At 57.9% G+C, this 21,662-nt stretch carries 24 protein-coding genes; 9 read left to right on the top strand and 15 right to left on the bottom strand.

The window, feature by feature from the left end:
- Positions 1–66: 66 nt before the first annotated feature.
- Together EAH78_RS15915 and argF are read right to left on the bottom strand one after the other, a co-directional pair.
- Complete coding sequence (locus tag EAH78_RS15915) at positions 67–1,176, bottom strand: ABC transporter ATP-binding protein (RefSeq protein WP_140668359.1); 1,110 nt, start codon at positions 1,174–1,176, stop codon at positions 67–69.
- Positions 1,173–2,093 (bottom strand): ornithine carbamoyltransferase, encoded by a 921-nt coding sequence (gene argF / locus EAH78_RS15910; protein WP_140668358.1) that lies wholly within the window; start codon positions 2,091–2,093, stop codon positions 1,173–1,175. The genes EAH78_RS15915 and argF overlap by 4 nt, the downstream gene beginning before the upstream one ends.
- A 459-nt stretch (positions 2,094–2,552) precedes the next feature.
- Here argF and EAH78_RS15905 point away from each other — a divergent pair, with 459 nt between their 5' ends.
- From EAH78_RS15905 to grxD, 5 genes are all read left to right on the top strand, one after another.
- Complete coding sequence (locus EAH78_RS15905) at positions 2,553–2,759, top strand: hypothetical protein (protein ID WP_140668357.1); 207 nt, start codon at positions 2,553–2,555, stop codon at positions 2,757–2,759.
- On the top strand, positions 2,749–3,075 hold the full coding sequence (locus EAH78_RS15900; RefSeq protein ID WP_140668356.1) for a hypothetical protein: 327 nt from the start codon (positions 2,749–2,751) through the stop codon (positions 3,073–3,075). Before EAH78_RS15905 ends, EAH78_RS15900 begins: the two co-directional genes overlap by 11 nt.
- Before the next feature lie 82 nt (positions 3,076–3,157).
- Complete coding sequence (locus EAH78_RS15895) at positions 3,158–3,448, top strand: hypothetical protein (RefSeq protein ID WP_140668355.1); 291 nt, start codon at positions 3,158–3,160, stop codon at positions 3,446–3,448.
- A 134-nt stretch (positions 3,449–3,582) separates the two neighbouring features.
- Entirely contained in the window at positions 3,583–5,688 is a 2,106-nt protein-coding gene (locus EAH78_RS15890; protein WP_140668354.1) for a molybdopterin oxidoreductase family protein, read from the top strand.
- Between the two features lie 97 nt (positions 5,689–5,785).
- The gene (gene grxD, locus EAH78_RS15885; protein ID WP_140668353.1) at positions 5,786–6,127 is read left to right on the top strand and encodes a Grx4 family monothiol glutaredoxin; all 342 of its coding nucleotides are present in this window, start codon (positions 5,786–5,788) and stop codon (positions 6,125–6,127) included.
- Between the two features lie 171 nt (positions 6,128–6,298).
- Here the strand turns inward: grxD and bfr are convergent, their stop codons facing one another.
- Together bfr and EAH78_RS15875 are read right to left on the bottom strand one after the other, a co-directional pair.
- Positions 6,299–6,775 carry a bacterioferritin gene (gene bfr / locus EAH78_RS15880; protein WP_140668352.1) on the bottom strand — a complete coding sequence of 159 codons (477 nt, stop codon included), beginning with the start codon at positions 6,773–6,775 and terminating at the stop codon, positions 6,299–6,301.
- 198 nt (positions 6,776–6,973) lie between these two features.
- Positions 6,974–7,192: a bacterioferritin-associated ferredoxin gene (locus EAH78_RS15875; RefSeq protein ID WP_140668351.1), complete on the bottom strand. Its 219-nt coding sequence runs from the start codon at positions 7,190–7,192 to the stop codon at positions 6,974–6,976.
- Positions 7,193–7,506: 314 nt separating this feature from the next.
- Here EAH78_RS15875 and EAH78_RS15870 point away from each other — a divergent pair, with 314 nt between their 5' ends.
- Entirely contained in the window at positions 7,507–8,109 is a 603-nt protein-coding gene (locus tag EAH78_RS15870) for a peroxiredoxin (RefSeq protein WP_027922844.1), read from the top strand.
- A gap of 72 nt (positions 8,110–8,181) precedes the next feature.
- Here EAH78_RS15870 and rnt read toward each other — a convergent pair whose 3' ends face one another.
- Positions 8,182–8,859 carry a ribonuclease T gene (rnt, locus tag EAH78_RS15865; protein WP_027922845.1) on the bottom strand — a complete coding sequence of 226 codons (678 nt, stop codon included), beginning with the start codon at positions 8,857–8,859 and terminating at the stop codon, positions 8,182–8,184.
- Positions 8,856–9,902, bottom strand: a complete 1,047-nt coding sequence (gene pyrC / locus EAH78_RS15860; protein ID WP_140668350.1) for a dihydroorotase — start codon at positions 9,900–9,902, stop codon at positions 8,856–8,858. Before pyrC ends, rnt begins: the two co-directional genes overlap by 4 nt.
- Before the next feature lie 159 nt (positions 9,903–10,061).
- On the opposite strand from pyrC, the gene EAH78_RS15855 reads away from it, so the two are divergent.
- Both EAH78_RS15855 and EAH78_RS15850 read left to right on the top strand, forming a co-directional pair.
- Entirely contained in the window at positions 10,062–10,973 is a 912-nt protein-coding gene (locus EAH78_RS15855; protein ID WP_140668349.1) for a flagellar protein MotY, read from the top strand.
- A gap of 129 nt (positions 10,974–11,102) precedes the next feature.
- Positions 11,103–12,320, top strand: coding sequence for an argininosuccinate synthase (locus EAH78_RS15850; protein WP_140668348.1), 1,218 nt, complete (start codon positions 11,103–11,105; stop codon positions 12,318–12,320).
- Between the two features lie 154 nt (positions 12,321–12,474).
- Here EAH78_RS15850 and EAH78_RS15845 read toward each other — a convergent pair whose 3' ends face one another.
- Positions 12,475–13,080, bottom strand: a complete 606-nt coding sequence (locus EAH78_RS15845) for a hypothetical protein (RefSeq protein WP_140668347.1) — start codon at positions 13,078–13,080, stop codon at positions 12,475–12,477.
- Between the two features lie 591 nt (positions 13,081–13,671).
- Here EAH78_RS15845 and EAH78_RS15840 point away from each other — a divergent pair.
- A complete protein-coding gene (locus EAH78_RS15840) occupies positions 13,672–14,298 on the top strand; it encodes a response regulator transcription factor (protein WP_007943575.1) in 627 nt (208 codons plus the stop codon).
- An 82-nt stretch (positions 14,299–14,380) separates the two neighbouring features.
- Here the strand turns inward: EAH78_RS15840 and EAH78_RS15835 are convergent, their stop codons facing one another.
- From EAH78_RS15835 to metG, 8 genes are all read right to left on the bottom strand, one after another.
- Positions 14,381–14,560 (bottom strand): PA3496 family putative envelope integrity protein, encoded by a 180-nt coding sequence (locus EAH78_RS15835; RefSeq protein WP_007898493.1) that lies wholly within the window; start codon positions 14,558–14,560, stop codon positions 14,381–14,383.
- Positions 14,561–14,666: 106 nt separating this feature from the next.
- Complete coding sequence (gene nth, locus EAH78_RS15830) at positions 14,667–15,305, bottom strand: endonuclease III (RefSeq protein WP_140668346.1); 639 nt, start codon at positions 15,303–15,305, stop codon at positions 14,667–14,669.
- Positions 15,306–15,334: 29 nt separating this feature from the next.
- On the bottom strand, positions 15,335–15,844 hold the full coding sequence (locus tag EAH78_RS15825) for an Rnf-Nqr domain containing protein (protein ID WP_140668345.1): 510 nt from the start codon (positions 15,842–15,844) through the stop codon (positions 15,335–15,337).
- On the bottom strand, positions 15,837–16,448 hold the full coding sequence (locus tag EAH78_RS15820; protein ID WP_140668344.1) for an RnfABCDGE type electron transport complex subunit G: 612 nt from the start codon (positions 16,446–16,448) through the stop codon (positions 15,837–15,839). The genes EAH78_RS15825 and EAH78_RS15820 overlap by 8 nt, the downstream gene beginning before the upstream one ends.
- Positions 16,445–17,434 (bottom strand): RnfABCDGE type electron transport complex subunit D, encoded by a 990-nt coding sequence (locus EAH78_RS15815; RefSeq protein ID WP_140668343.1) that lies wholly within the window; start codon positions 17,432–17,434, stop codon positions 16,445–16,447. Before EAH78_RS15815 ends, EAH78_RS15820 begins: the two co-directional genes overlap by 4 nt.
- Positions 17,421–18,635, bottom strand: a complete 1,215-nt coding sequence (rsxB, locus tag EAH78_RS15810; RefSeq protein ID WP_140668342.1) for an electron transport complex subunit RsxB — start codon at positions 18,633–18,635, stop codon at positions 17,421–17,423. The genes EAH78_RS15815 and rsxB overlap by 14 nt, the downstream gene beginning before the upstream one ends.
- Positions 18,632–19,201, bottom strand: a complete 570-nt coding sequence (locus EAH78_RS15805; RefSeq protein ID WP_140668341.1) for an electron transport complex protein RnfA — start codon at positions 19,199–19,201, stop codon at positions 18,632–18,634. The genes rsxB and EAH78_RS15805 overlap by 4 nt, the downstream gene beginning before the upstream one ends.
- Before the next feature lie 142 nt (positions 19,202–19,343).
- On the bottom strand, positions 19,344–21,395 hold the full coding sequence (metG, locus tag EAH78_RS15800; RefSeq protein ID WP_027922856.1) for a methionine--tRNA ligase: 2,052 nt from the start codon (positions 21,393–21,395) through the stop codon (positions 19,344–19,346).
- Positions 21,396–21,662 lie beyond the last annotated feature (267 nt).

Below are 21,662 nucleotides of genomic sequence, written 5' to 3'. Positions count from 1 at the left end.
TTCGCGACCCAACGGGGGCAAGCCCCCTCGCCACAGGGGTTCGCTCCCACATTTGGCCCGCGTGTATCAGTTGGCGTTGCTGTAGCGGCGCACGCCGGACTCGACGGCCGGAATCTGCGCGGCGATGCTGCCGGACGCCTGAAACAGCACCAAGTGATCAGCCGCCACACGAATGCCGACGTCAGCACCGACCTGATGATCAGCATGGCTCGGAAAAATAGACTCCAGTTGCGCCCCGGTTGGCATCTGCAACCGATACAACGTCGATGCACCCTGGAAAGACTTGCCGACAATTCGCGCCTTCAATGAGCTGTCTGGCGCATAGACGATATCGTCCGGGCGCAGCAGCACGTTTACCGCGCCGCCCATCGGCCAGGTGTAAGCCCGATTGCCGCGCAATTCACCCAGCTCGGTCTGCACCGATTCCGGGCTGCTCAGCTGGCCGCGAATGAAGTAACCCTGGCCAATGAAGCTGGCCACGAACGGTGTCTGCGGTTCGTGATACAGGTTGTAGGGCGTATCCCACTGTTCCAGCCTACCTTCCTTGAACACGCCGACATGATCGCTGACCGCGAACGCTTCTTCCTGGTCGTGGGTCACCAGAATCGCGCTGGTGCCACGGGCTTTCAGAATGTCGCGCACCTCATGGCTGAGCTTGCGTCGCAGTTCGCCATCAAGGTTGGAGAACGGTTCGTCGAGCAATAGAAGTTGTGGTTCCGGTGCCAGGGCTCGAGCCAAGGCAACACGCTGCTGTTGGCCGCCGGACAGTTCATGCGGGAAGCGCTTGCCAAGGTTCTTCAGGTTGACCAGTTCCAGCAGCTCTTCGGTTACGCGCTCCTTTTGCGGATGCTTGCGGATCCCGAAGGCGATGTTCTCGGCCACGCTCAAGTGCGGAAACAGCGCGTAATCCTGGAACACCATGCCGATCCGGCGTTTCTCCGGGGCGAGGGTGAAACCGGCACGGGAAATGGTCTCGCCGGCCAAGGTGATTTCACCTTCGTGCACCGGTTCGAAACCGGCAATCGCCCGCAACGTGGTGGTTTTACCGCAGCCCGAAGAGCCGAGCAGGCAACCGATGTCACCGGCATTCAAATGCAGGTTGAGGTTCTGCACGACCCGCTGGTCTTGATAGCCGCAGGCGAGGTTGCGCAGGTTAAGCAGTAATGGCTGGCTCATGCGTGGTGATACGCCGGTTCGACGAGAAATTCGAGCAGGGCCTTTTGTGCATGAAGACGGTTTTCGGCTTGGTCCCAGGCGACCGAGCGTTTGTCGTCGAGCAGGTCGACGCTGATCTCTTCGCCGCGGTGAGCCGGCAGGCAGTGCATGAACAGCACGTCGTCAGCAGCCAGGTCGAGCAGCGCGCGATTGACCTGGTAGGGCGCGAACAGCTTCAGGCGTTTGGCGGTTTCTTCTTCCTGGCCCATGGAGGTCCAGACGTCGGTGCTGACCAGGTGAGCGCCGCGCACGGCTTCCTTTGGATCGCGGACGATGGTCACCCGATCGCCGGCCTTGGCCACGAAGGCAGGGTTGGGTTCATAACCTTCAGGGCAGGCAATGCGCAGCTGGAAGTCGAACTGGATCGCCGCTTCTATATAGCTGTTGCACATATTGTTGCCGTCGCCGATCCAGGCCACGGTCTTGCCCTGGATCGAACCGCGATGTTCAAGGAAGGTTTGCATGTCGGCCAGCAACTGACACGGGTGCAGGTCATCGGACAGGCCGTTGATCAGCGGGACGCGCGAATTGGCGGCGAATTCGGTCAGTGTGCTGTGGGAAAACGTACGGATCATCACCGCATCGAGCATGCTCGACATGACAATGGCGGCATCGCCGATCGGCTCGCCACGGCCCAGTTGCGTGTCGCGTGGCGACAGGAAGATCGCCTGGCCGCCGAGCTGGATCATGCCGGCTTCGAAGGAGATCCGGGTGCGGGTCGAGGACTTCTCGAAAATCATCCCCAGGACGCGGTTTTTCAGAGGCTCGAACAGTACGCCGCGGTTACGCAGGTCCTTGAGCTCAACGCCTCGACGGATCACGCTGACCAGCTCTTCGGGCGTGCAATCCATCAGGGAGAGAAAGTGCCTTGCGCTCATCATTGACTACCTTTTTGCTACAAACCGCAGATGCTCAAAGCCTTGTTTAACGGAACAACGGGCGAGACCTGCGGCGTAAGCCGCACGGGGCGACGAAATAGGGGAAGGCGCGATCTTATAATTAAATGTCGCGTCTTACCAATAGGGGGCTCATTTTTACCGCTTCGACAGGTTGCAGCGTTGCAACCGTTCGGTGCTAGCGAGGGGGTACAGATCCTCGTCGCCCAGCATTTGTACACGGTGCCGAAGCGGGTATGCAACCACCCCTTTTATCGGGTTCGTGCATTGAATTCGTGCGCCTTCCCGGGGGTGTGCAACGAAATGGCTGGTTTTCTCAAGGGCGGCGTTGTCTGTTGTTACGGTTTTGCGTGCGGGAATCAGGCTGCACTCAGGTAACCTGCGCCTCGTTGCGTAATGTCGATTGAATCAAGTCAAACACTCCCAAGGAGGGAACCCCGTATGTCGATCAATAAAACCGGATACGCAGGCCTGACAAGGCTTCGTCGGGTCTCTCCGGCATTTGATATGGCAGTGCTGTCCACGGTCATGGGCTTCGCGATCATCGCCAGCACGATTTATCCCGGCGTTCCGAGCGCCGTGGTGGGGGCCATCGTCGGTGCTTTTATTGGCGTGAAGAATTTCAAGGACGACACGAGTGCAGATTGATTCGACCCAGTGTTTGGTAGTGGGTGGATTGATCGCAACGGGAATTTATCTGGGCGCTTCACTGCTCCACCGATCAACGCCCGACCTCAAACATGGCGCTGCCTTGGTGGTTGCGTGGTTTACCGTGGTAAGCGTTGTCGATATTGCGTTGCAGGTCTATCAAGCGGAACCTCATCAATTGGGTATCCTGGCAAACCAGAAAGCAATCATCCTGATCGGCTCTGGCGTCATGCTTTGGTTGGCCGTTGGGGGCATATGGACGGCATTGATTTCACCCCTCAAGAAGCAAACGTTGAAGGCTTCTGCGTCCCGCTAAGTTCCGGGTCAGGCCTGAAACATTTGCTAATGCAAAGTGCTGGGTTATAACTACCTGACAAGTGACGCAGGAAGCCTTCGAAATGGAATCGAAAGAACAGCTGTTAATGGATTTACTCGGCATCACAGCCCGCTCCCTGACCCACCTCACCGCCTCAATGACCTCGATGTGCTTCGAGCTGATGCGCAGCGAAGACGAAGTGACCCAAGCCGCCGGTCGACGGATGATTGATCGCATGGCAACCATCAGCACCGGGCTCGACGAGCATTGGCGACTGATCGGCGAGCTCACCGGGGTGCATGTTCCTCAGGAGCAGGTCGAAACCCTTCAGGAAGTCCAGTTGCAGGCGCCACCCCGATTGCCGCCGAACTGAGTGGATACGGCCATCGGCTAGCCTGATGGGCGCCGATTCACAAGACGAACGTCGCTGGCGCAGGAGCGTGTCTGGCGCCATAGTTTTGATCCCGCGGCCGATATTGCCCGCCCAGAACAAGACAGAGACTGGCCATGACCAAGACTCTCCATCACCGTGCCTGCCACTTGTGTGAAGCCATTTGCGGCCTGACCCTCGAAACCACCGAAGCCGACGGCGCGGTGCAGATCACCTCGATCAAGGGTGATCCGCTGGATACGTTCAGTCGTGGGCACATCTGCCCCAAGGCGGTGGCCCTGCAAGATATTCAGAACGATCCGGATCGCCTGCGTCAGCCGATGCTGCGAGTGGGCAGCGAATGGCAGCCTATCGCGTGGGAAGACGCCTTCAACCTCGTGGCCGAACGCCTCGCGGCGATTCAGGAACGTCACGGGCAGAATGCGGTGGCGGTGTACCAGGGCAATCCCAGTGTGCACAACTACGGGTTGATGACCCACAGTAATTATTTCCTTGGCCTGCTGAAAACCCGTAACCGTTTTTCCGCGACGTCGGTCGACCAGTTGCCGCATCACCTGACCAGTCATTTGATGTATGGCCACGGGTTGTTGTTGCCGATTCCGGACATCGATCACACTGATTTCATGCTGATCCTGGGCGGTAACCCGCTGGCGTCCAACGGCAGCATCATGACCGTGCCGGATGTGGAAAAACGCTTGAAGGCGATTCAGGCCCGGGGCGGCAAAGTGGTGGTGGTCGATCCGCGTCGCAGCGAAACCGCCGCGATGGCCGATCAACACCTGTTCGTGCGTCCCGGTGGCGATGCGGCGTTGTTGTTCGGGCTGCTCAATACCTTGTTCGCTGAAAACCTGACGCGTGAGAGTCATTTGCCGGTCGACGGTCTGGACGACGTGCGCCAGGCCATCGCCACGTTCACCGCCGAAACCATGAGCCCGTTGTGCGCCGTGCCGGCCGAACAGATTCGCCAACTGGCGCGGGATTTTGCGGCAGCGCCGACAGCGGTGTGTTACGGCCGCATGGGCGTCTCCACCCAAGCATTCGGTACGCTGTGCCATTGGCTGGTGCAACTGATCAATCTGGTCACCGGCAACCTTGATAGCGTCGGTGGCGCGCTGTGCACCGAGCCGGCGGTGGATTTGGTGGCGTCGACTTCAGGCGGGCATTTCAATCGGTGGCAAAGCCGTGTGTCCGCACGTCCGGAGTACGCCGGCGAGTTGCCGGTGTCGGCGCTGGCAGAAGAAATGCTCACCGAAGGGGATGGGCAGGTCCGCGCGCTGATCACCGTCGCCGGCAATCCGGTGCTGTCGACACCCAATGGCCGGCAACTGGAACAGGCGCTGGATGGTCTGGAGTTCATGGTCAGCGTCGACCTGTACATCAATGAAACCACACGCTATGCCGACCTGATTCTGCCGTCGACCTCGGCGCTGGAAAACGATCACTACGACACGACGTTCAACCTGTTCGCGGTGCGCAACGTGACACGTTTCAACCGGGCGATTCTGGCCAAGCCTGACGGCGCGCTGCATGACTGGGAGATTTTCGTCGGCCTGGCCAAGGCGTTTGCCACGAAGACAGGAAAGGAACTCAAACCGACGATTCCTCCTGCGCAAATGATCGACCTTGGCTTGCGAATGGGTTTGTATGGCGATGCGTCGGAACACAAGCTGTCGCTGGCAACCTTGTTCGACCATCCGCATGGGGTCGACCTAGGCGCGTTGAAATCCAACCTCGCGCCACGTTTGAAAACCGCCAATCAACGCGTGCAGGCAGCGCCGCCGGTGATCCTTGCCGACCTCGCCCGTTTCGCCGCACTGCAAGCACCGGCCGCCGACCAATTGCTGATGATTGGCCGCCGGCATGTGCGCAGCAACAACTCGTGGATGCACAACTATCACCGTCTGGTGAAGGGCAAGCCGCGCCATCAACTGTTGATGCATCCGGAAGACCTGTCCAGTCGCGGGCTCAGCGATGGGCAACGTGTGCGGGTGAGTTCACGGGTCGGGATGATTGAAGTGGAAGTGGTCGCCAGCCTGGACATGATGAAAGGCGTGGTCAGCCTGCCGCACGGCTGGGGGCATGCGCGACCGGGTGTGCAGATGACAATTGCCAGTGCCCAGCCGGGATCCAGCGCCAATGACCTGACCGACGAATGTCAGCTCGACGAGTTGTCAGGGAATGCGGCGTTGAACGGCGTGCCGGTCACCGTGGCGGCGGCGTGATCGTGTCTGTCGGGGAGACCGAGCATGGCGCTCGGGTTTCCGTTACAATGCGCCACCGTGCCGACCTCTGAGTCGGAAAGTTCAGCCGAGGTGCTCCATGGATATCATCGAAACGATTAAAGAGCAGATTGCTAACAACACCATTCTGCTTTACATGAAAGGTTCGCCGAATGCCCCGCAGTGTGGCTTCTCCGCGAAAGCCGCGCAGGCCGTGATGGCATGTGGTGAAAAGTTTGCGTACGTGGACATCCTGCAGAACCCGGAAATCCGCGCCAACCTGCCAAAATACGCCAACTGGCCAACCTTCCCGCAACTGTGGGTCGGTGGTGAGCTGGTCGGCGGTAGCGACATCATGACTGAAATGGCTGCTGACGGTTCGTTGCAGACCACGATCAAAACCGCTGTTGAAGCGGCTGCTGCCAACAAGACCGAAGCTTGATTCGATCTTTGTAGGAGCCGAGCTTGCTCGCGATGCAGGCGCCGCGGTTCAGCAAGAACACCGCTTCATCGTTTATCGCTGGCAAGCCATGCTCCTACAGGCAATAAAAAAGCCCCGCCTCTTAAAAAGAGAGCGGGGCTTTTTAGTGTCTCGAGTTTAGCGGGCGCTAACTTACTCGTCTTCGCCCATCTGCGATTGCAGGTAATTCTCAAGACCGACTTTATCGATCAGGCCCAGTTGGGTTTCCAGCCAGTCGATATGTTCTTCTTCGGACTCGAGAATATCTTCGAGCAGTTCACGGCTACCGAAGTCGCCGACCGTTTCGCAATGAGCGATGGCGATTTTCAGGTCGGCATGGCCGATGCGTTCGATACGCAGGTCGCACTCAAGCATTTCCTTGGTGTGCTCGCCGATGTGCAGCTTGCCCAGGTCCTGGACGTTCGGCAGGCCTTCAAGGAACAGGATGCGCTTGATCAGCTTGTCCGCGTGCTTCATCTCATCGATGGATTCGTGGTACTCGTGCTTGCCCAGCTTGTTCAGGCCCCAATCTTCGTACATGCGTGCATGCAAAAAGTATTGATTGATCGCGACCAGCTCATTGGCAAGGATCTTGTTGAGATGCTGGATGACGGTAACGTCGCCTTTCATGATGGGGTCCTGCCCTGAGTAGCTGTCAATGAGGCTGAGTTTGAGCCGCGTAAGTAAGGGTGTCAAACCTAAGTTATTGAAACTTATATGAAAATTAATCGGAATAAGAATGTTTGTGTTCCGCGTCTAGAGCGTAAGCAGTTGATTTTCAGGCATAAAAAAACCGGACATCTGGTCCGGTTCTTTGAAACAGGGTAATTACGCGGCAGTAAATTCTACAGGGAAAGGAATGGCTGCCTGGGCGGATTGCAATTTAGTCAGGGTTTCGCGAACCACTTCCTTTGCAAGGCAGGCGCATTTGCCGCATTGGCTGGCTACGCCGGTGGTTTGACGGACTTCCTTATAGCTGCAGCAACCTTCATAGATTGCATCGCGGATTTGACCGTCGGTGACGCCAGTGCAGAGGCAGACATACATAAGAAAAAACCGTCGCTGGTTGTGACTCAATTGCGATGGATCTTAATGTTAACGAGAATGATTGTCAAAGTGGTTTCTGAAAGCTTTGCGCTATAAACAGGCGTGACCGACGAACGGTTTTTATCCAGGCAATCTGCCAGTAACGCTCAAGACGGCAATTTTGACCGTCCAGCAAAAAACCGTTGAGGACAGCCTAAAAACGCCGTGTATGATGGTCGGTCCTTCGAAGGGGGGTCGTGTCACAGGGCTGTCGCCTGAGGGTGGCAGGCTGATGCGAATCCAGTTCTTCACGTTAATAGACCAGGAGATATCCAATGAGCGTACTCGTAGGCAAACAAGCCCCGGACTTCACCGTTCCAGCCGTTCTCGGCAATGGCGAAATCGTAGACAGCTTCACCCTGTCGTCGGCCATCAAAGGCAAATACGGCCTGGTGTTCTTCTACCCACTGGACTTCACCTTCGTTTGCCCGTCCGAGCTGATCGCTCTGGACAACCGCATGGCTGACTTCAAGTCCCGCAACGTTGAAGTGGTTGCCGTGTCGATCGACTCGCACTTCACCCACAACGCCTGGCGCAACACCCCGGTGAACAATGGCGGTATCGGCCAGGTTCGCTACACCATGGCTGCCGACATCAAGCAGGAAATCATGAAGGCCTATGACGTTCAGTCCGCTGACGGCGTGGCTTTCCGTGGCGCGTTCCTGATCGACGACAAAGGCGTTGTCCGCTCGCAGATCATCAACGACCTGCCGCTGGGCCGTAACATGGAAGAGCTGATCCGTCTGGTCGACGCTCTGCAATTCCACGAAGAGCACGGCGAAGTTTGCCCTGCCAACTGGAAAAAAGGCGACAAGGGCATGAACGCTTCGCCAGAAGGCGTTGCTGCTTACCTGACCGAGCACGCTGCGGCCTTGTAAGCCCACGCGTCAGGCAATAAAAACCGGCCTCTGAGAGGCCGGTTTTTTTATGCGCGGGATAAATCAACGAGTTCAGTCGTTGAAGTCTTCCCAGCCACCCATCTGTTTCCAGCGATTGACGATGCCGCAGAATAGCTCGGCCGTCTTCTCGGTGTCATAGCGAGCCGAGTGAGCCTCGCGACCGTCGAAGTCGATATCCGCTGCCTGGCAAGCCTTGGCCAGCACGGTTTGACCGTAGGCCAGACCGGCAAGGGTCGCGGTGTCGAAGCTGGAGAACGGATGAAACGGGTTACGTTTCATGTCCAGGCGTGCGACCGCTGCGTTGAGGAAGCCCAAATCGAAGCTGCTGTTGTGGCCAACCAGAATTGCCCGTTTGCAGCCGTTGGCTTTCAAGGCCTTGCGGATACCGCGGAAAATATCGGTCAGCGCTGCTTCTTCACTCACGGCCATGCGCAGCGGGTGGTCGAGTTTGATCCCGGTGAATTCCAGCGCCGCCGCTTCGATGTTTGCGCCTTCAAAAGGCTCCACACGGAAGAAGTAGGTGTGATCGGGGTACACAAACCCTTTCTCGTCCATGGCGATGGTGGTTGCAGCAATTTCCAGCAGAGCGTCGGTGGCCGAGTTGAAACCACCGGTTTCTACGTCGACGACGACCGGCAGGTAGCCACGGAATCTGGCAGCCATTGGATGACGAGGACCGCCTCCACCGCCTTGACCGTCCTGTTCGTCGTCGAAATGGTCTTCACTCACGCGTGTTCCTCCAGCAGGCGCCAGCGCAGTTTTTCACCGGCGCGCAGCGGGATAACGGTCAGCTCGCCAAATGGCAGGCTGGTCGGGGCGGTCCACTCATCGCGGACCAGGGTAATGCGGTCGGTGTTCGCTGGCAGGCCATAGAAACGCGGGCCGTTAAGGCTGGCGAAGGCTTCGAGCTTGTCCAGCGCGTTGCGCTGTTCGAACGCTTCGGCGTACATCTCGATGGCCGCATACGCGGTGTAGCAACCGGCGCAGCCACACGCGGCTTCTTTGGCGTGCTGGGCGTGGGGGGCCGAGTCGGTGCCCAGGAAAAACTTTTCGCTGCCACTGGTGGCGGCGTCGAGCAGGGCTTCCTGGTGTGTATTGCGCTTGAGAATCGGCAGGCAATAGAAGTGCGGCCGAATCCCGCCCACCAGCATGTGGTTGCGGTTGTACAGCAGGTGATGCGCGGTGATGGTGGCGCCGACGTTGGCCGAAGCCTCGTTGACGAATTGCACGGCGTCGGCGGTGGTGATGTGTTCGAACACCACTTTGAGCGTCGGGAAACGCTCGACCACGCGGCGCATGTGCTCATCGATAAAGATTTTTTCGCGGTCGAACACGTCCACATCGCCACGGGTGACTTCACCGTGAATCAGCAAAGGCATCCCGACGTCGGCCATGGCCTCTAGCGCAGGGAAGATCTTGTCGATGCTGGTGACGCCAGAATCCGAGTTGGTGGTCGCGCCGGCCGGGTACAGCTTGGCGGCATACACGAAACCGCTGGCCTTGGCCTCGCGAATTTCTTCGGGCTGGGTGCGGTCGGTCAGATAAAGCACCATCAACGGTTCGAAGCGACTGCCGGCCGGGCGTGCAGCGAGGATTCGCTGGCGATAGCCGTCGGCTTCAGCGGCGTTACGCACCGGAGGTACCAGGTTGGGCATGATGATGGCGCGACCAAAGGTGCGCGCAACATCCGCAACGGTATTGGTCAACACGGCACCATCGCGAAGATGAATGTGCCAGTCGTCGGGACGCAGCAGGGTCAGGCGGTCGGACATGAGGGGATTCCAGGCGGGTCAAACTCAGGGGAATGCTACCGGAAAAGACTCTTGCAGGCACTCGCTATCAAGTTTTGCAGGAACCTACCGATATGAATCAGGTATGCCGGAAACATGCGTGTGTCGGTCTTTTTGTTGTAGAAGCCAGTGGAGCCTCCCGTGCGCCAGCGTTATTTAGCCTTGCTCAGTGTGTTTGCCAGCCTTCCTGCGATGGCGCTCACTTTCCAGACGCGTCTGGAGAGCATCGAGTGGACGGTCGAAGGTGACAAGTTCGAATGCCGCCTGACTCAGCCGATCACTGATTTCGGCTCGGGTGAATTCGTACGCCGTGCCGGCGAGCAGGCGATATTTCGTCTGAATGCCTACAACGCGATGATCGGTGGTGGTTCGGCGACCTTGCTGGCGGCCGCCGCGCCGTGGCAGCCAGGGCGTGGCGATATCAATCTGGGCTCGGTACGCCTGGGCAGCGGCAATGTGCTGTTCAATAGCTCGCAAGCTCAAGCCGGGCGTCTGATCAGTGGCTTGATCGATGGGCGCAGTCCGGTGATCCGGCATGCCTCCGGCGATGGCCGGGTGTCGGAAGTGCGGCTGTTGCCGGTCAAGTTCAGCAAGGCGTTCAACGATTACCAAAGCTGTGTGGCGAAACTGTTGCCGAAGAATTTCGAACAGGTCAAACAGTCCGAGATCACCTTCACGGGTGCTGAAGGCATCGAACTCGATGGGCACGCCAAGGCGCAGTTGCAAGTGATGCTGGAGTTCATGAAGGCTGATCCGTCAGTCAATCACATCGAACTCGACGGGCACTCCGATAACAGTGGCAATCGCTTGGCCAACCGTGAATTGTCGCGCCGGCGCGCCCTGGCAGTGATGGACTATTTCAAGGCCAACGGCATTCAGGAATCGCAGATCACCATGCGCTTCCACGGCGAGCGTTACCCTGTGGCGCCCAACACCAACGCCGCCAACCGCGCGAAGAATCGTCGGGTCGCGGTGCGCCTGGAGCGCGTAGCACCGACCCAGAACGTCGCGCCTCAAGGCACGACATCAGGAAGCGCCGCGACCACCTCCTGACCCTGTTGAGTTCGTCGCTCGATCGAAAGAATCTGTCGCTTCGTCGTCATAAGCTGTCGCGCCACTGTAAATTATTTCGTATGACCGGTAGACTTCACGGCTTTCCGTAGAACCCCGTGGAGTGATGGCATGGCGGACGTAAACAAGGTCGTTCTGGCGTATTCCGGCGGCCTGGACACTTCGGTGATCCTCAAGTGGCTGCAGGATACTTATAACTGTGAAGTGGTGACCTTTACCGCTGACCTGGGTCAGGGCGAAGAGGTCGAACCTGCGCGCGCCAAGGCACAGGCCATGGGCGTCAAAGAGATCTACATCGACGACTTGCGCGAAGAATTCGTGCGTGATTTCGTTTTCCCGATGTTCCGCGCCAACACCGTTTACGAAGGCGAGTACCTGCTGGGTACTTCCATCGCTCGTCCGTTGATCGCCAAACGCCTGATTGAAATCGCCAACGAAACCGGCGCTGACGCCATTTCCCACGGCGCCACTGGCAAGGGCAACGACCAGGTTCGTTTCGAACTGGGCGCGTACGCCTTGAAGCCAGGTGTAAAAGTGATTGCTCCGTGGCGTGAATGGGACCTGCTGTCCCGTGAAAAGCTGATGGATTACGCTGAAAAGCACAACATCCCGATCGAACGTCACGGCAAGAAAAAATCCCCGTACTCGATGGATGCCAACCTGCTGCACATCTCCTATGAAGGCGGCGTGCTGGAAGACACCTGGACCGAGCACGAAGAAGACATGTGGAAATGGACCGTCTCCCCGGAGAACGCTCCTGACAAAGCACAGTACCTCGAACTGACCTACCGTAACGGCGACATCGTTGCACTGGACGACGTCGAAATGACCCCTGCCACCGTGTTGGCGACCCTGAACCGTATCGGTGGTGAACACGGTATCGGCCGTCTCGACATTGTCGAGAACCGTTACGTGGGCATGAAGTCCCGTGGCTGCTACGAAACGCCTGGCGGCACCATCATGCTGCGCGCTCACCGTGCGATCGAATCGATCACCCTGGACCGCGAAGTGGCTCACCTCAAAGACGAGTTGATGCCCAAGTACGCCAGCCTGATCTACACCGGTTACTGGTGGAGCCCTGAGCGTCTGATGTTGCAACAGATGATCGATGCGTCCCAGGCCCACGTGAACGGCGTTGTTCGCCTGAAGCTGTACAAAGGCAACGTGATCGTGACCGGTCGCAAGTCTAACGAATCGTTGTTCGATGCCAACATCGCGACCTTCGAAGAAGACGGCGGCGCTTACAACCAGGCCGACGCAGCGGGCTTCATCAAGCTCAACGCCCTGCGTATGCGCATTGCCGCGAACAAAGGCCGCAAGCTGTTCTGAGACCTTTGAGCTGGTAATAGAAGTGTGGCCTTGTCGATGACAAGGCCACACCTCGCAAGGGGGATGTTCTGCCAGGCATTCATTGAGCATTCAGCTTTTTCTTGATGTGCGTTACACCTTCCTGCTGTTTTTCTCTCCTTTTTCTCTTCAAGAGCTACCTACCGGTCCCTGCCGGATAAAACGTTTGCCCAATGATTGTCAGCGCTTGAGAGCTCGAATTATAAGCAACGCAGAAGATGGAGCCGCTGCGCTTCTTTGTCAGCTTCGAATGCTTGAGCACGCTTTCTTTCAGTGATGTCTCCGAGTCGCCGCACGTGAGAAATACGATCACTCGCGCGAGCTTTTTCTGTGCTGGCTGAATGCTCGCCAGCAGCGAGCTGAACTCTAACGGCTGATCCGTCGAGCGTGCATCGACGATGTGCAGGTCCTTCAGCCTTTCAGGCAGGCAGACATAATGCCGGGCCGGAAGATTAGGCGCGGAGGAAGTATGGCTCTTGCGACCGGCGCTTTTCATGACGGTTAAAAAGTGCTCTCCCTTTTCAAAATCAGAAGGCGCGTAAAGCGACCGATAGTTGAAGTTAAGGGTCGCGAAGAATAGTAGAAGCAAATAAAACGGAAAACTGATCAGAAACCAGATGTAAAGCGTTCGTTCCTCATCGCCGAGAAAGGGTAGTGAAACGGCCGCTGATGCTTCAGACAGTGTTGCGAATATTGCAATGATAGTCATGGGGTTCGTAATTTTGCTTTTGAGTTTTATCATGTTTTTTGCTCATTATGGTATTGGCTTTTGCTCGAGGGTTGAAGGGTTGTTTGTTAGGGTTTAGTTGTATCGTGTGAAAAATATTAGTGATGTAGATGGGTAAGTCTCCGGTTTAAAATTGTATTTTTTAAGGGGTTGATAGAATAGCGTTATTGTTTGTGTGTGGGTTGAGTGTGGGGCGTTTTACTGGGAAATATAGTGGGGTTGTCTGGATTTAAGTGTGTCTTAAAATAAGCGGTTAGTTGTTTCTGAGAATGACATTTTTTTGTGTAAGGTTTTTTATCGGTGAGGGGGCTTGCTTGTTTTTAAGCGTAGCTGAATCCTGGTGTGGTGTCGGAGGTGCGCGCGTGATGGATTGCTATTTTTTTTATTGCCGTATTTCGATACAGAAAAACTGCCGGGAGGCTGGCTTCGCGAAGTTTGATACCACGCAGGATGCAATTTGTTTTAAGAAATTTGTAGGACTAGTCTTTTAAGTTTGTAAGAAATGTCTCTGGCTGTGGGTGGCCGAGGGGGGCGGCATGCCATGGATGAAGCGACTAGGCTATTGTGCGGGCTCTAAAAATTCGAACAGCGAAATTGGACTTGCCCATGAATAAAGTGCTGATCGTGGATGATCACCCCGTCATTCGTCTTGCGGTACGTATGCTAATGGAGCGCCATGGCTACGAAGTCATTGCAGAAACAGATAACGGCGTGGACGCATTACAACTTGCCCGCGAACTTATGCCGGATATTGTCATTCTGGATATTGGAATACCCAAGCTGGATGGTCTGGAGGTTATTGCGCGGCTGACATCGACGGCGATGCCACTTAAAGTGCTGATATTGACTTCACAGGCACCGGGGCATTTTTCCATGCGTTGCATGCAGTCGGGGGCGGCAGGCTATGTGTGTAAACAACAGGACCTGACGGAGTTGCTCAGTGCAATAAAAGCCGTGCTGTCAGGCTACAGTTATTTTCCGAATCAAGCGTTGCATACCGTGCGCTCAAGTCTTGGTAATGCCAGTGAAGCCGATATGGTGGATCGTTTGTCCGGACGCGAAATGATGGTTTTACAACAGTTGGCCAGAGGAAAAACCAATAAGGAGATTGCCGATGGAATGTTTCTCAGCAATAAAACCGTCAGTACCTACAAAACCCGCCTGTTGTTGAAGCTCAATGCTCGCTCCCTGGTCGACCTGATCGAACTGGCTCAACGCAATGGCTTGGTATAAGTGCCACCCACGTCTGATGAAGCCGTGCTCATCAGCGATTGGCGCTTAGTAAAAAGCCTCCGTTTCGGGAGGCTTTTAGGTATTACAGGTCAAAATCGTAATCGGCCAATTGCTTTTGCAGTCGGCGCTCCTCCAGCAAATTGTCGATGGTGCGACGTTTGCTCAGGTTGGTCTTTGCCACCTCTACCACCGGTTCAGCGTCATCAGCCTCAACGGGTGTGAAGTCGTCTTCTACGTCCAATTGCTCTTTGCCAGTGCTCATAGGTCAACTCCAGGCTAAGACTGCCTTTGGCGCCCCTTATATCGATAATCGCCCGGCGGGTAAAAAAGATTTTTTCAATCGATACATCAATAATTTTAATAGCGCCTCAATCGTCTGAGGTCTTTTGCTTGTATTCGCACAAATCCTCGATCCGGCAGCTGCCGCAGCGGGGCTTGCGGGCCAGGCAAACGTAGCGCCCGTGAAGGATCAGCCAGTGATGGGAGTCGAGCAGGTATTGCCTGGGTACAAACTTCATCAGTTTCTGCTCAACCTCGACGACATTTTTGCCGGGAGCAATGCCGGTGCGGTTGCTGACCCGGAAGATATGGGTGTCCACGGCCATGGTCAGTTGGCGAAAGGCGGTATTGAGCACCACGTTCGCCGTCTTACGGCCGACGCCAGGGAGCGCTTCCAGTTCTTCGCGGGTTTGCGGGACTTCGCCGCCGTGGCGCTCTACCAGCAAGCGACAGGTTTCGATCACGTTTTTCGCTTTGCTATTAAACAGGCCGATCGTCTTGATGTAATCAGACAGCCCTTCGACGCCCAGCGCATGGATCGCCGCCGGGGTGTTGGCCACGGGATAGAGTTTGGCGGTGGCCTTATTGACGCCGACATCGGTCGACTGAGCGGAAAGAATGACAGCAATCAGCAATTCGAAGGGCGACGAATACGCCAGTTCCGTCTTGGGTTCCGGGTTGTCTTCGTGAAACCGGCGGAAAATTTCCAAACGTTTTGCGGCATTCATGAACGATGCGTATCCCTAAAAACAGTCAATCAATGTGAGGGCGTCGAGCGAGCCCAGGCCTGATGTGCGGCAATCAACAATCCCAGCAGGATGAAACCGCCTGGGACTAGCGTGGCGAGGTGCAGGCCGCCGTTGCCAAGGAGTTCGCGCAGCAGGCCCAAGCCCAGCATCAAAGCACCAAACGCGGCGCACAGACGCACGCGATCAAGGCGTGGGCTCTGGAAGAAACCGTTGTATTCCAGCACAACGCATTGCAGGGCGATCAGTCCAGCGTAAAGCGCCACAGGCTGATGCCATTGGAGTGACCAGGCTTGGGCGGCCATTTGCACGCAGCTGGTGAGCGTGGCGGCCAGCAGGATGCTGGCAAGCAAGCAGGCCGGCGGAACCAGTCGCGAGCGCAAAGCACACATGCCAACGCCATAGGCACTGATCACCACAATGAACATCAGCCACAGTCCCAGCGCCGCCGACCAGGAAGTCGTGGCGCCGATCAGGGGCGCCAGCATCAGTGAGTTTTGCAGGGGCAATGACTTAGTCATGGGCGCCACTCCCGATCAATGGTTCGCGGTGTTCATCGAAGTAGCGCAAGGCGTCATGAATGGCGCTGATCACCGCCCTTGAAGTGATGGTCGCCCCCGCCACCTGATCGAATTGTCCCTGATCCTTTTTCAAGGCCCAGCCAGTATCGCCGGGTTCGTTGCGGGACTTGCCGGTAAACGCCTGAAGCCATGCGTTCGGCCAGTCGGCGATCTTGCCACCCAGCCCCGGGGTTTCCGATTGCTTGAGGGTTTTGACCCCCAACAACTTACCGTTGGCATCGATGGCAATCATCAACTCGATTTTGCCTTCATAGCCCAGTGTCTGGCTGCGCAGCAACACCACGCTCGGCTGGCCGGCCTTGGTCGCCAGGTAGCCGCCCAGCAGCGTGCTGTTGGCCAACGGGATGTTGGTGACAGCAAGCGGCTGTTCCAGCGGCTGATTGTCGTAGCTTTGCGCCGGCAGCAAGTCCAGCAGGTTGCGACTGTCGATCAGTCGTTGTTCTGCGGCAATGCGCGGAGCGCTGGTGTAATGCGCGAGGTAGGTCGCGCCGATTCCCAGTCCGGCGAGCAGCACCAGAATCAAAACGCTGGACGCTCGGTTCATGGGCTTACGGGCTCCTGCCGGGACGCAATAAAACGCTCCAGCGCCGGTACGCAAAGGTTCATCAGTAACACGGCAAATGCCAATCCGTCCGGATAGCCGCCCCAGGTCCGTATCAGGTATGTCAGCAAGCCCACACCGATACCAAAGAGCAATCGGGCCCCCGCGCTTTTTGCCCCGGACACCGGTTCAGTGGCAATGAAAAAAGCCCCCAGCATGGTCGCGCCGGTGAGCAGATGAAACAGCGGTGAGCCATGGGAGTCGGAGCCCGAACCGTTCCAGCAGAGCAGGCTGATGACAAACAGGCTGGCGAGCATGCCGACCGGCGCATGCCAACTGAATACCCGCCGTTGCAGGAGAAACGCGCCACCGGCCAGAAAGGCCAGGTTGACCCATTCCACGCCGCGTCCGCCGAAATGGCCGAACGCCGGGTTGCCGGCGAAGAGTTCATCCATGGTCAGGCTTTTGTTGATGCGCAGGCTGTCCAGCGCAGTGGCCTGGGCCCAGGCGTCTGGTGCAGCGCTGAGGTGGAAGCCGAATATCTGTTGCAGGCCGCTGAGCAAGTCCATGCCGTGGGAGGACGGCCAATGGGTCATTTGTTGGGGAAAGGTCACCAGCACCAGGGCGAAACCGAGCATCGCCGGATTGAACGGATTCTTGCCCACGCCGCCATATACCTGCTTGCCCAATATCGCGAACGCCGCCGCACACACCGTCATCCACCATGGACAGTACGATGGCAATGCCAGCGCCAGCAGCGTCGCACTGACCATCGCACTGCCGTCGCTCAACGTGGGTTTCAGCGGACGCCGGCGCAGTTGCAAGACGGCGCCTTCAACCGCCAGCGCGGTGATGGCCGCCAGCATCAGGTTGATCAAGACGCCCCAGCCATACAGCCAAAACAACGTCAGCATCCCCGGCATGGTCGCCAGCAACACCAGCTTCATGGCCTGCTGGAGGCGTTCGTCCACCGATTCAAGGGGCGACATAGGCGTCCACCTGACGCTGGGCTTCCAGCAGCCGCGCGCGGGCCTTGTCGATCAATTCGCTCGGGGTGTCCACACCTCGTTCGAGTTTGCTGACGTCGGCACGGGCGTAGGCCAATTCGGTTTTCAACTGTCGAAGCTGGCTGTCGATGGGGCGCTTTTCGATACGTGTCAGGTCCGGCAGCGGTTGTTCACTCGCCGCTTCAGCGACGTGCAAGGCCTGTTCGGCCTCGTTGAGCGCACGTTGCAGGGCGTCGAGCTGTTCGGCCGGTGCTTCGTTGGCCTGGGCTTTCTTGAGTTCGGCGCGACGCACGGCCAATTGGATTTTCGCCCGCTTCAAGTCGGCGTCCTTCGCCGGGGTAACCGGCGCCGGGGTTGGCGGCGAAGTGCTCTCCAGTTGTGCCAAGACCTGTGCGGCGGCCTCGAACTGTTGTTGCAGCACGATCAGTTGCGATTGCTGCTCGAAGGTCGGTGGATGCCCGAAGGCCTTGAGCGATTTGTTCAGTTGCGCCCGACTCATCGCCACATCGATCTTGGCTTTTTTCAGCGCCGCATCAGCGTTCGCCGCTTTTTGCGCGCGCACGCGTTCCAGCGCCGCTTGCACCGGGTCAGTCGTCGTCACTTCACTGTGCCCAACGGCGCGTTGGGCGCGGGCCTGGCGTTCTGCGATTTTTTGTTGTTCCTCACGCTGCAAGCGGGCATTGCGTTGTTCAAAGCGGCGCCGTGCATGGTTGCGTTTGGCGGCGCGAGCCCGTTGCTCTTCAAGGCTGAAGGCCAGGCCCCCGACAATCGGCAGGACCGTGGCCAGCGGCAACGGGCGCATCTCGATGCAATCCACCGGGCAGGGCGCCACGCAGAGGTCGCAACCGGTGCATTCGTCGACGATCACCGTGTGCATCAACTTGGCCGCGCCTACGATGGCATCCACCGGGCAGGCCTGGATGCACTTGGTGCAACCGATGCATTCGGCTTCGCGAATATAGGCAATCTGCGCCGGGGCTGAGCCGCGACTGGTGTCCAGTTCCAGCACCGGTACTTTCAGCAGATCGGCCAGGGCTGCAATGGTTTCGCTGCCGCCGGGCGGGCACTTGTTGATCAGCTCGCCGCTGGCGATGCCTTCGGCGTAGGGCTTGCATCCGGGGTGGCCACACTTGCCGCATTGAGTCTGCGGCAGGAGGGCGTCGATGCGTTGAATCAGACTCATGTTTTGATCAGTCCGCTAAATCCGAGAAATGCCACTGCGACCAGTCCGGCGCCGATCAACTGAATCGGCAGGCCACGAAAGGGCAGGGGAACATCGTTATCGAGTGTGCGCTGGCGCAAATCGCTGAACAGGCTCAGCACCAGCCAAAACCCCAACCCGGCGCCGAGGCTCAGGAAGGTGGCGTGAAAGAATCCCTTGTCGTCCTGAGCATTGAGCAACGTCAACCCGAGCACGCCAGCGTTGCCCAAGAGAAGCGGCCAGAGCCCGTCGAACGCCAGTTTTGGCAGTGCCCGCGACAGCGCTTTCAGCATCGGTGCGATCAACAAAACGCTTAAGGGCAAGAACACGAACAGGCGCAGGGACGTCAGCTCCAACGGCACCAGCAGCCAACGGTCCGCTGAATAACCTAGCGTGCCAACCATCAGCATCAAACAGGTGGTCGCAATGCCCAGCGCATGGACTTGCCGATGCACGTTACCCAGCAGCGGATCGGCGCCCAGCGGCCAGTGCAACACGACATTGTTGATCAGGGCAGCGCTGATAAGCGTAAGCAGTATCTCGGTCATGATCGTGCCGGCAAGAACGGGGGCTTTATAACGAGCGGTCTAAAAAGCTTAGGCATTATCCGGCAAGGACGGAGGGTGGGCCAGATATGAAAATCCCACAGTCGCGCCAGGCACGACTGTGGGATCGGTTTGCAGCAAGACCTTACTTGATGCGCTGACCCGGCTTGGCGCCGCTATCAGGGCTGAGCAGGTAGATTTCTTCGCCGCCAGGACCGGCCGCCATCACCATGCCTTCGGAGATGCCGAACTTCATTTTCCGTGGCTTGAGGTTGGCGATCATCATGGTCAGGCGACCATCGAGCTTGGACGGGTCCGGGTAAGCGCTCTTGATCCCGGAGAACACGTTGCGTTGCTCGTCGCCGATGTCCAGGGTCAGGCGCAGCAGCTTGTCGGCGCCTTCCACGTGTTCAGCCTTGACGATCAGCGCGACGCGCAGGTCGATCGCAGCGAATGCGTCGAACTCGATCTCTGGCGACAGCGGATCCTTGGCCAATTCGCCGTTGCCGGCCGGTGCAGCTTCGCCGGTATCGGTTGCGCTGGCGGTCAGGTCTTCTTTCGAAGCGTCGCTCATGGCCTGCACTTTCACCGGGTCGATGCGGGTCATCAACGGCTTGAACTCGTTCAACTGATGATTGCTGAGCAGGGTCGCGTGGTCGTTCCAGGTCAGCGGCGCGACGTTCAGGAACGCCTCGGCATCGGCGGCCAGCAACGGCAGGACGGGCTTGAGGAAGATCACCAACTGGCGGAACAGGTTGACGCCCAAGGCGCAGATGGCCTGGACTTCGTCCTGCTTGCCTTCCTGTTTGTTCAGCGACCACGGCGCCTTGTCGGCGATCCAGGCGTTGGCACGGTCGGCCAGACCCATGATTTCGCGCATGGCGCGGGCGAAGTCGCGAGCCTCGTAAGCCTCGGCGATGCTTGGCGCAGCGGCCAGGAATGCGTCGGTCAGCTCAGGCGCGGCATTACCCGCCACCAGCACACCGGCGTTGCCTTTATGGATGAAACCGGCGCAACGGCTGGCGATGTTGACGACTTTGCCGACCAGGTCCGAGTTGACCTTCTGCACGAAGTCTTCGAGGTTCAGGTCGAGGTCGTCGACGCCACGGCTCAGCTTGGCCGCGTAGTAGTAGCGCAGGTATTCCGGCGACAGGTGATCGAGGTACGTCCGGGCCTTGATGAAGGTGCCGCGGGACTTGGACATTTTCTGACCGTTGACGGTCAGGTAGCCGTGCACGTTGATGCCGGTCGGTTTACGGAAACCCGCGCCTTCGAGCATGGCTGGCCAGAACAGCGCGTGGAAGTTGACGATGTCCTTGCCGATGAAATGGTACAGCTCGGCCGTGGAGTCCTTGCCCCAGAACGCGTCGAAGTCCAGCTCCGGCGTGCGATCACACAGGTTCTTGAAGCTGGCCATGTAGCCGATCGGCGCATCCAGCCACACGTAGAAATATTTGCCAGGCTCGTCAGGGATCTCGAAACCGAAGTACGGCGCATCGCGGGAGATGTCCCACTGTTGCAGGCCGGCATCCAGCCATTCGGCGATTTTGTTGGCCACGGCGTCTTGCAGGGTGCCGCTGCGGGTCCAGGTTTGCAGCATTTCCTGGAAGTCGGGCAGCTTGAAGAAAAAGTGCTGGGAATCCTTGAGCACCGGCGTGGCGCCAGAGATCGCCGACTTCGGATCCTTCAGGTCGGTGGGCGCGTAGGTCGCACCGCATTTTTCGCAGTTGTCGCCGTACTGGTCTTCAGTGCCGCATTTCGGGCAGGTGCCCTTGATGAAGCGGTCGGCCAGGAACATTTTCTTTTCCGGGTCGAAGTATTGCGTGATGGAACGCTGGGCAATGTGCCCGGCGTCGCGCAGCTTCAGGTAGATCTGGCTCGACAGCTCACGGTTTTCTTCGGCGTGAGTGGAGTGGAAGTTGTCGAAGTCCACCAGGAACTCGGCAAAGTCGGCGCTGTGTTCAGCCTGGACGTTGGCGATCAGTTGTTCCGGGGTGATGCCTTCCTTTTCCGCGCGCAGCATGATCGCCGAACCGTGGGCGTCGTCGGCGCAGACATAAATGCATTGATTGCCGCGGTGCTTCTGGAAGCGCACCCACATGTCGGTCTGGATGTATTCCAGCATGTGGCCAAGATGGATCGAACCATTGGCATAGGGCAGGGCGCTGGTGACGAGGATCTTGCGTGGCTCGGACATGGGGCTCGGCTACTTGATGAAACGGAGGTCGGCCACTATAAAGCGCCGGCGCATATTTTTCACCCCCGAGGCCTGAGGGCTTACTGTTACAAAAGAGCTTTTGTGGCGAGGGGGCTTGCCCCCGCTCGGCTGCGCAGCAGTCGTAAAACCGGAGATTGCGGTGTATCTGCCGGATTGCGTGTGCTGGTTTCGGGGCGGCTTCGCCACCCAACGGGGGCAAGCCCCCTCGCCACAGGAAGCATTCCAGCCACAGTAATCTGTTCGCCA

It is taken from the genome of Pseudomonas arsenicoxydans, from assembly GCF_006438915.1.
Lineage (GTDB): Bacteria > Pseudomonadota > Gammaproteobacteria > Pseudomonadales > Pseudomonadaceae > Aquipseudomonas > Aquipseudomonas arsenicoxydans_A.
Note: the sequence above shows the minus strand (reverse complement) of the source record. Positions and strands in the feature narration are given on the sequence as shown.

Bases quoted from the DNA above. Each gene is read 5' to 3' on its own strand.
- bfr (WP_140668352.1), bottom strand. From the start codon at position 6,775: ATGAAAGGCGACGTTACCGTCATCCAGCATCTCAACAAGATCCTTGCC.
- EAH78_RS15875 (WP_140668351.1), bottom strand. From the start codon at position 7,192: ATGTATGTCTGCCTCTGCACTGGCGTCACCGACGGTCAAATCCGCGAT.
- argF (WP_140668358.1), bottom strand. From the start codon at position 2,093: ATGAGCGCAAGGCACTTTCTCTCCCTGATGGATTGCACGCCCGAAGAG.
- EAH78_RS15905 (WP_140668357.1), top strand. From the start codon at position 2,553: ATGTCGATCAATAAAACCGGATACGCAGGCCTGACAAGGCTTCGTCGG.
- grxD (WP_140668353.1), top strand. From the start codon at position 5,786: ATGGATATCATCGAAACGATTAAAGAGCAGATTGCTAACAACACCATT.
- EAH78_RS15805 (WP_140668341.1), bottom strand. From the start codon at position 19,201: ATGACCGAGATACTGCTTACGCTTATCAGCGCTGCCCTGATCAACAAT.
- metG (WP_027922856.1), bottom strand. From the start codon at position 21,395: ATGTCCGAGCCACGCAAGATCCTCGTCACCAGCGCCCTGCCCTATGCC.
- pyrC (WP_140668350.1), bottom strand. From the start codon at position 9,902: ATGTCCGACCGCCTGACCCTGCTGCGTCCCGACGACTGGCACATTCAT.
- EAH78_RS15815 (WP_140668343.1), bottom strand. From the start codon at position 17,434: ATGTCGCCCCTTGAATCGGTGGACGAACGCCTCCAGCAGGCCATGAAG.
- EAH78_RS15825 (WP_140668345.1), bottom strand. From the start codon at position 15,844: ATGACTAAGTCATTGCCCCTGCAAAACTCACTGATGCTGGCGCCCCTG.
- EAH78_RS15845 (WP_140668347.1), bottom strand. From the start codon at position 13,080: ATGATAAAACTCAAAAGCAAAATTACGAACCCCATGACTATCATTGCA.
- EAH78_RS15870 (WP_027922844.1), top strand. From the start codon at position 7,507: ATGAGCGTACTCGTAGGCAAACAAGCCCCGGACTTCACCGTTCCAGCC.
- EAH78_RS15840 (WP_007943575.1), top strand. From the start codon at position 13,672: ATGAATAAAGTGCTGATCGTGGATGATCACCCCGTCATTCGTCTTGCG.
- EAH78_RS15835 (WP_007898493.1), bottom strand. From the start codon at position 14,560: ATGAGCACTGGCAAAGAGCAATTGGACGTAGAAGACGACTTCACACCC.
- EAH78_RS15820 (WP_140668344.1), bottom strand. From the start codon at position 16,448: ATGAACCGAGCGTCCAGCGTTTTGATTCTGGTGCTGCTCGCCGGACTG.
- EAH78_RS15850 (WP_140668348.1), top strand. From the start codon at position 11,103: ATGGCGGACGTAAACAAGGTCGTTCTGGCGTATTCCGGCGGCCTGGAC.
- rsxB (WP_140668342.1), bottom strand. From the start codon at position 18,635: ATGAGTCTGATTCAACGCATCGACGCCCTCCTGCCGCAGACTCAATGC.
- EAH78_RS15895 (WP_140668355.1), top strand. From the start codon at position 3,158: ATGGAATCGAAAGAACAGCTGTTAATGGATTTACTCGGCATCACAGCC.
- nth (WP_140668346.1), bottom strand. From the start codon at position 15,305: ATGAATGCCGCAAAACGTTTGGAAATTTTCCGCCGGTTTCACGAAGAC.
- EAH78_RS15890 (WP_140668354.1), top strand. From the start codon at position 3,583: ATGACCAAGACTCTCCATCACCGTGCCTGCCACTTGTGTGAAGCCATT.
- EAH78_RS15915 (WP_140668359.1), bottom strand. From the start codon at position 1,176: ATGAGCCAGCCATTACTGCTTAACCTGCGCAACCTCGCCTGCGGCTAT.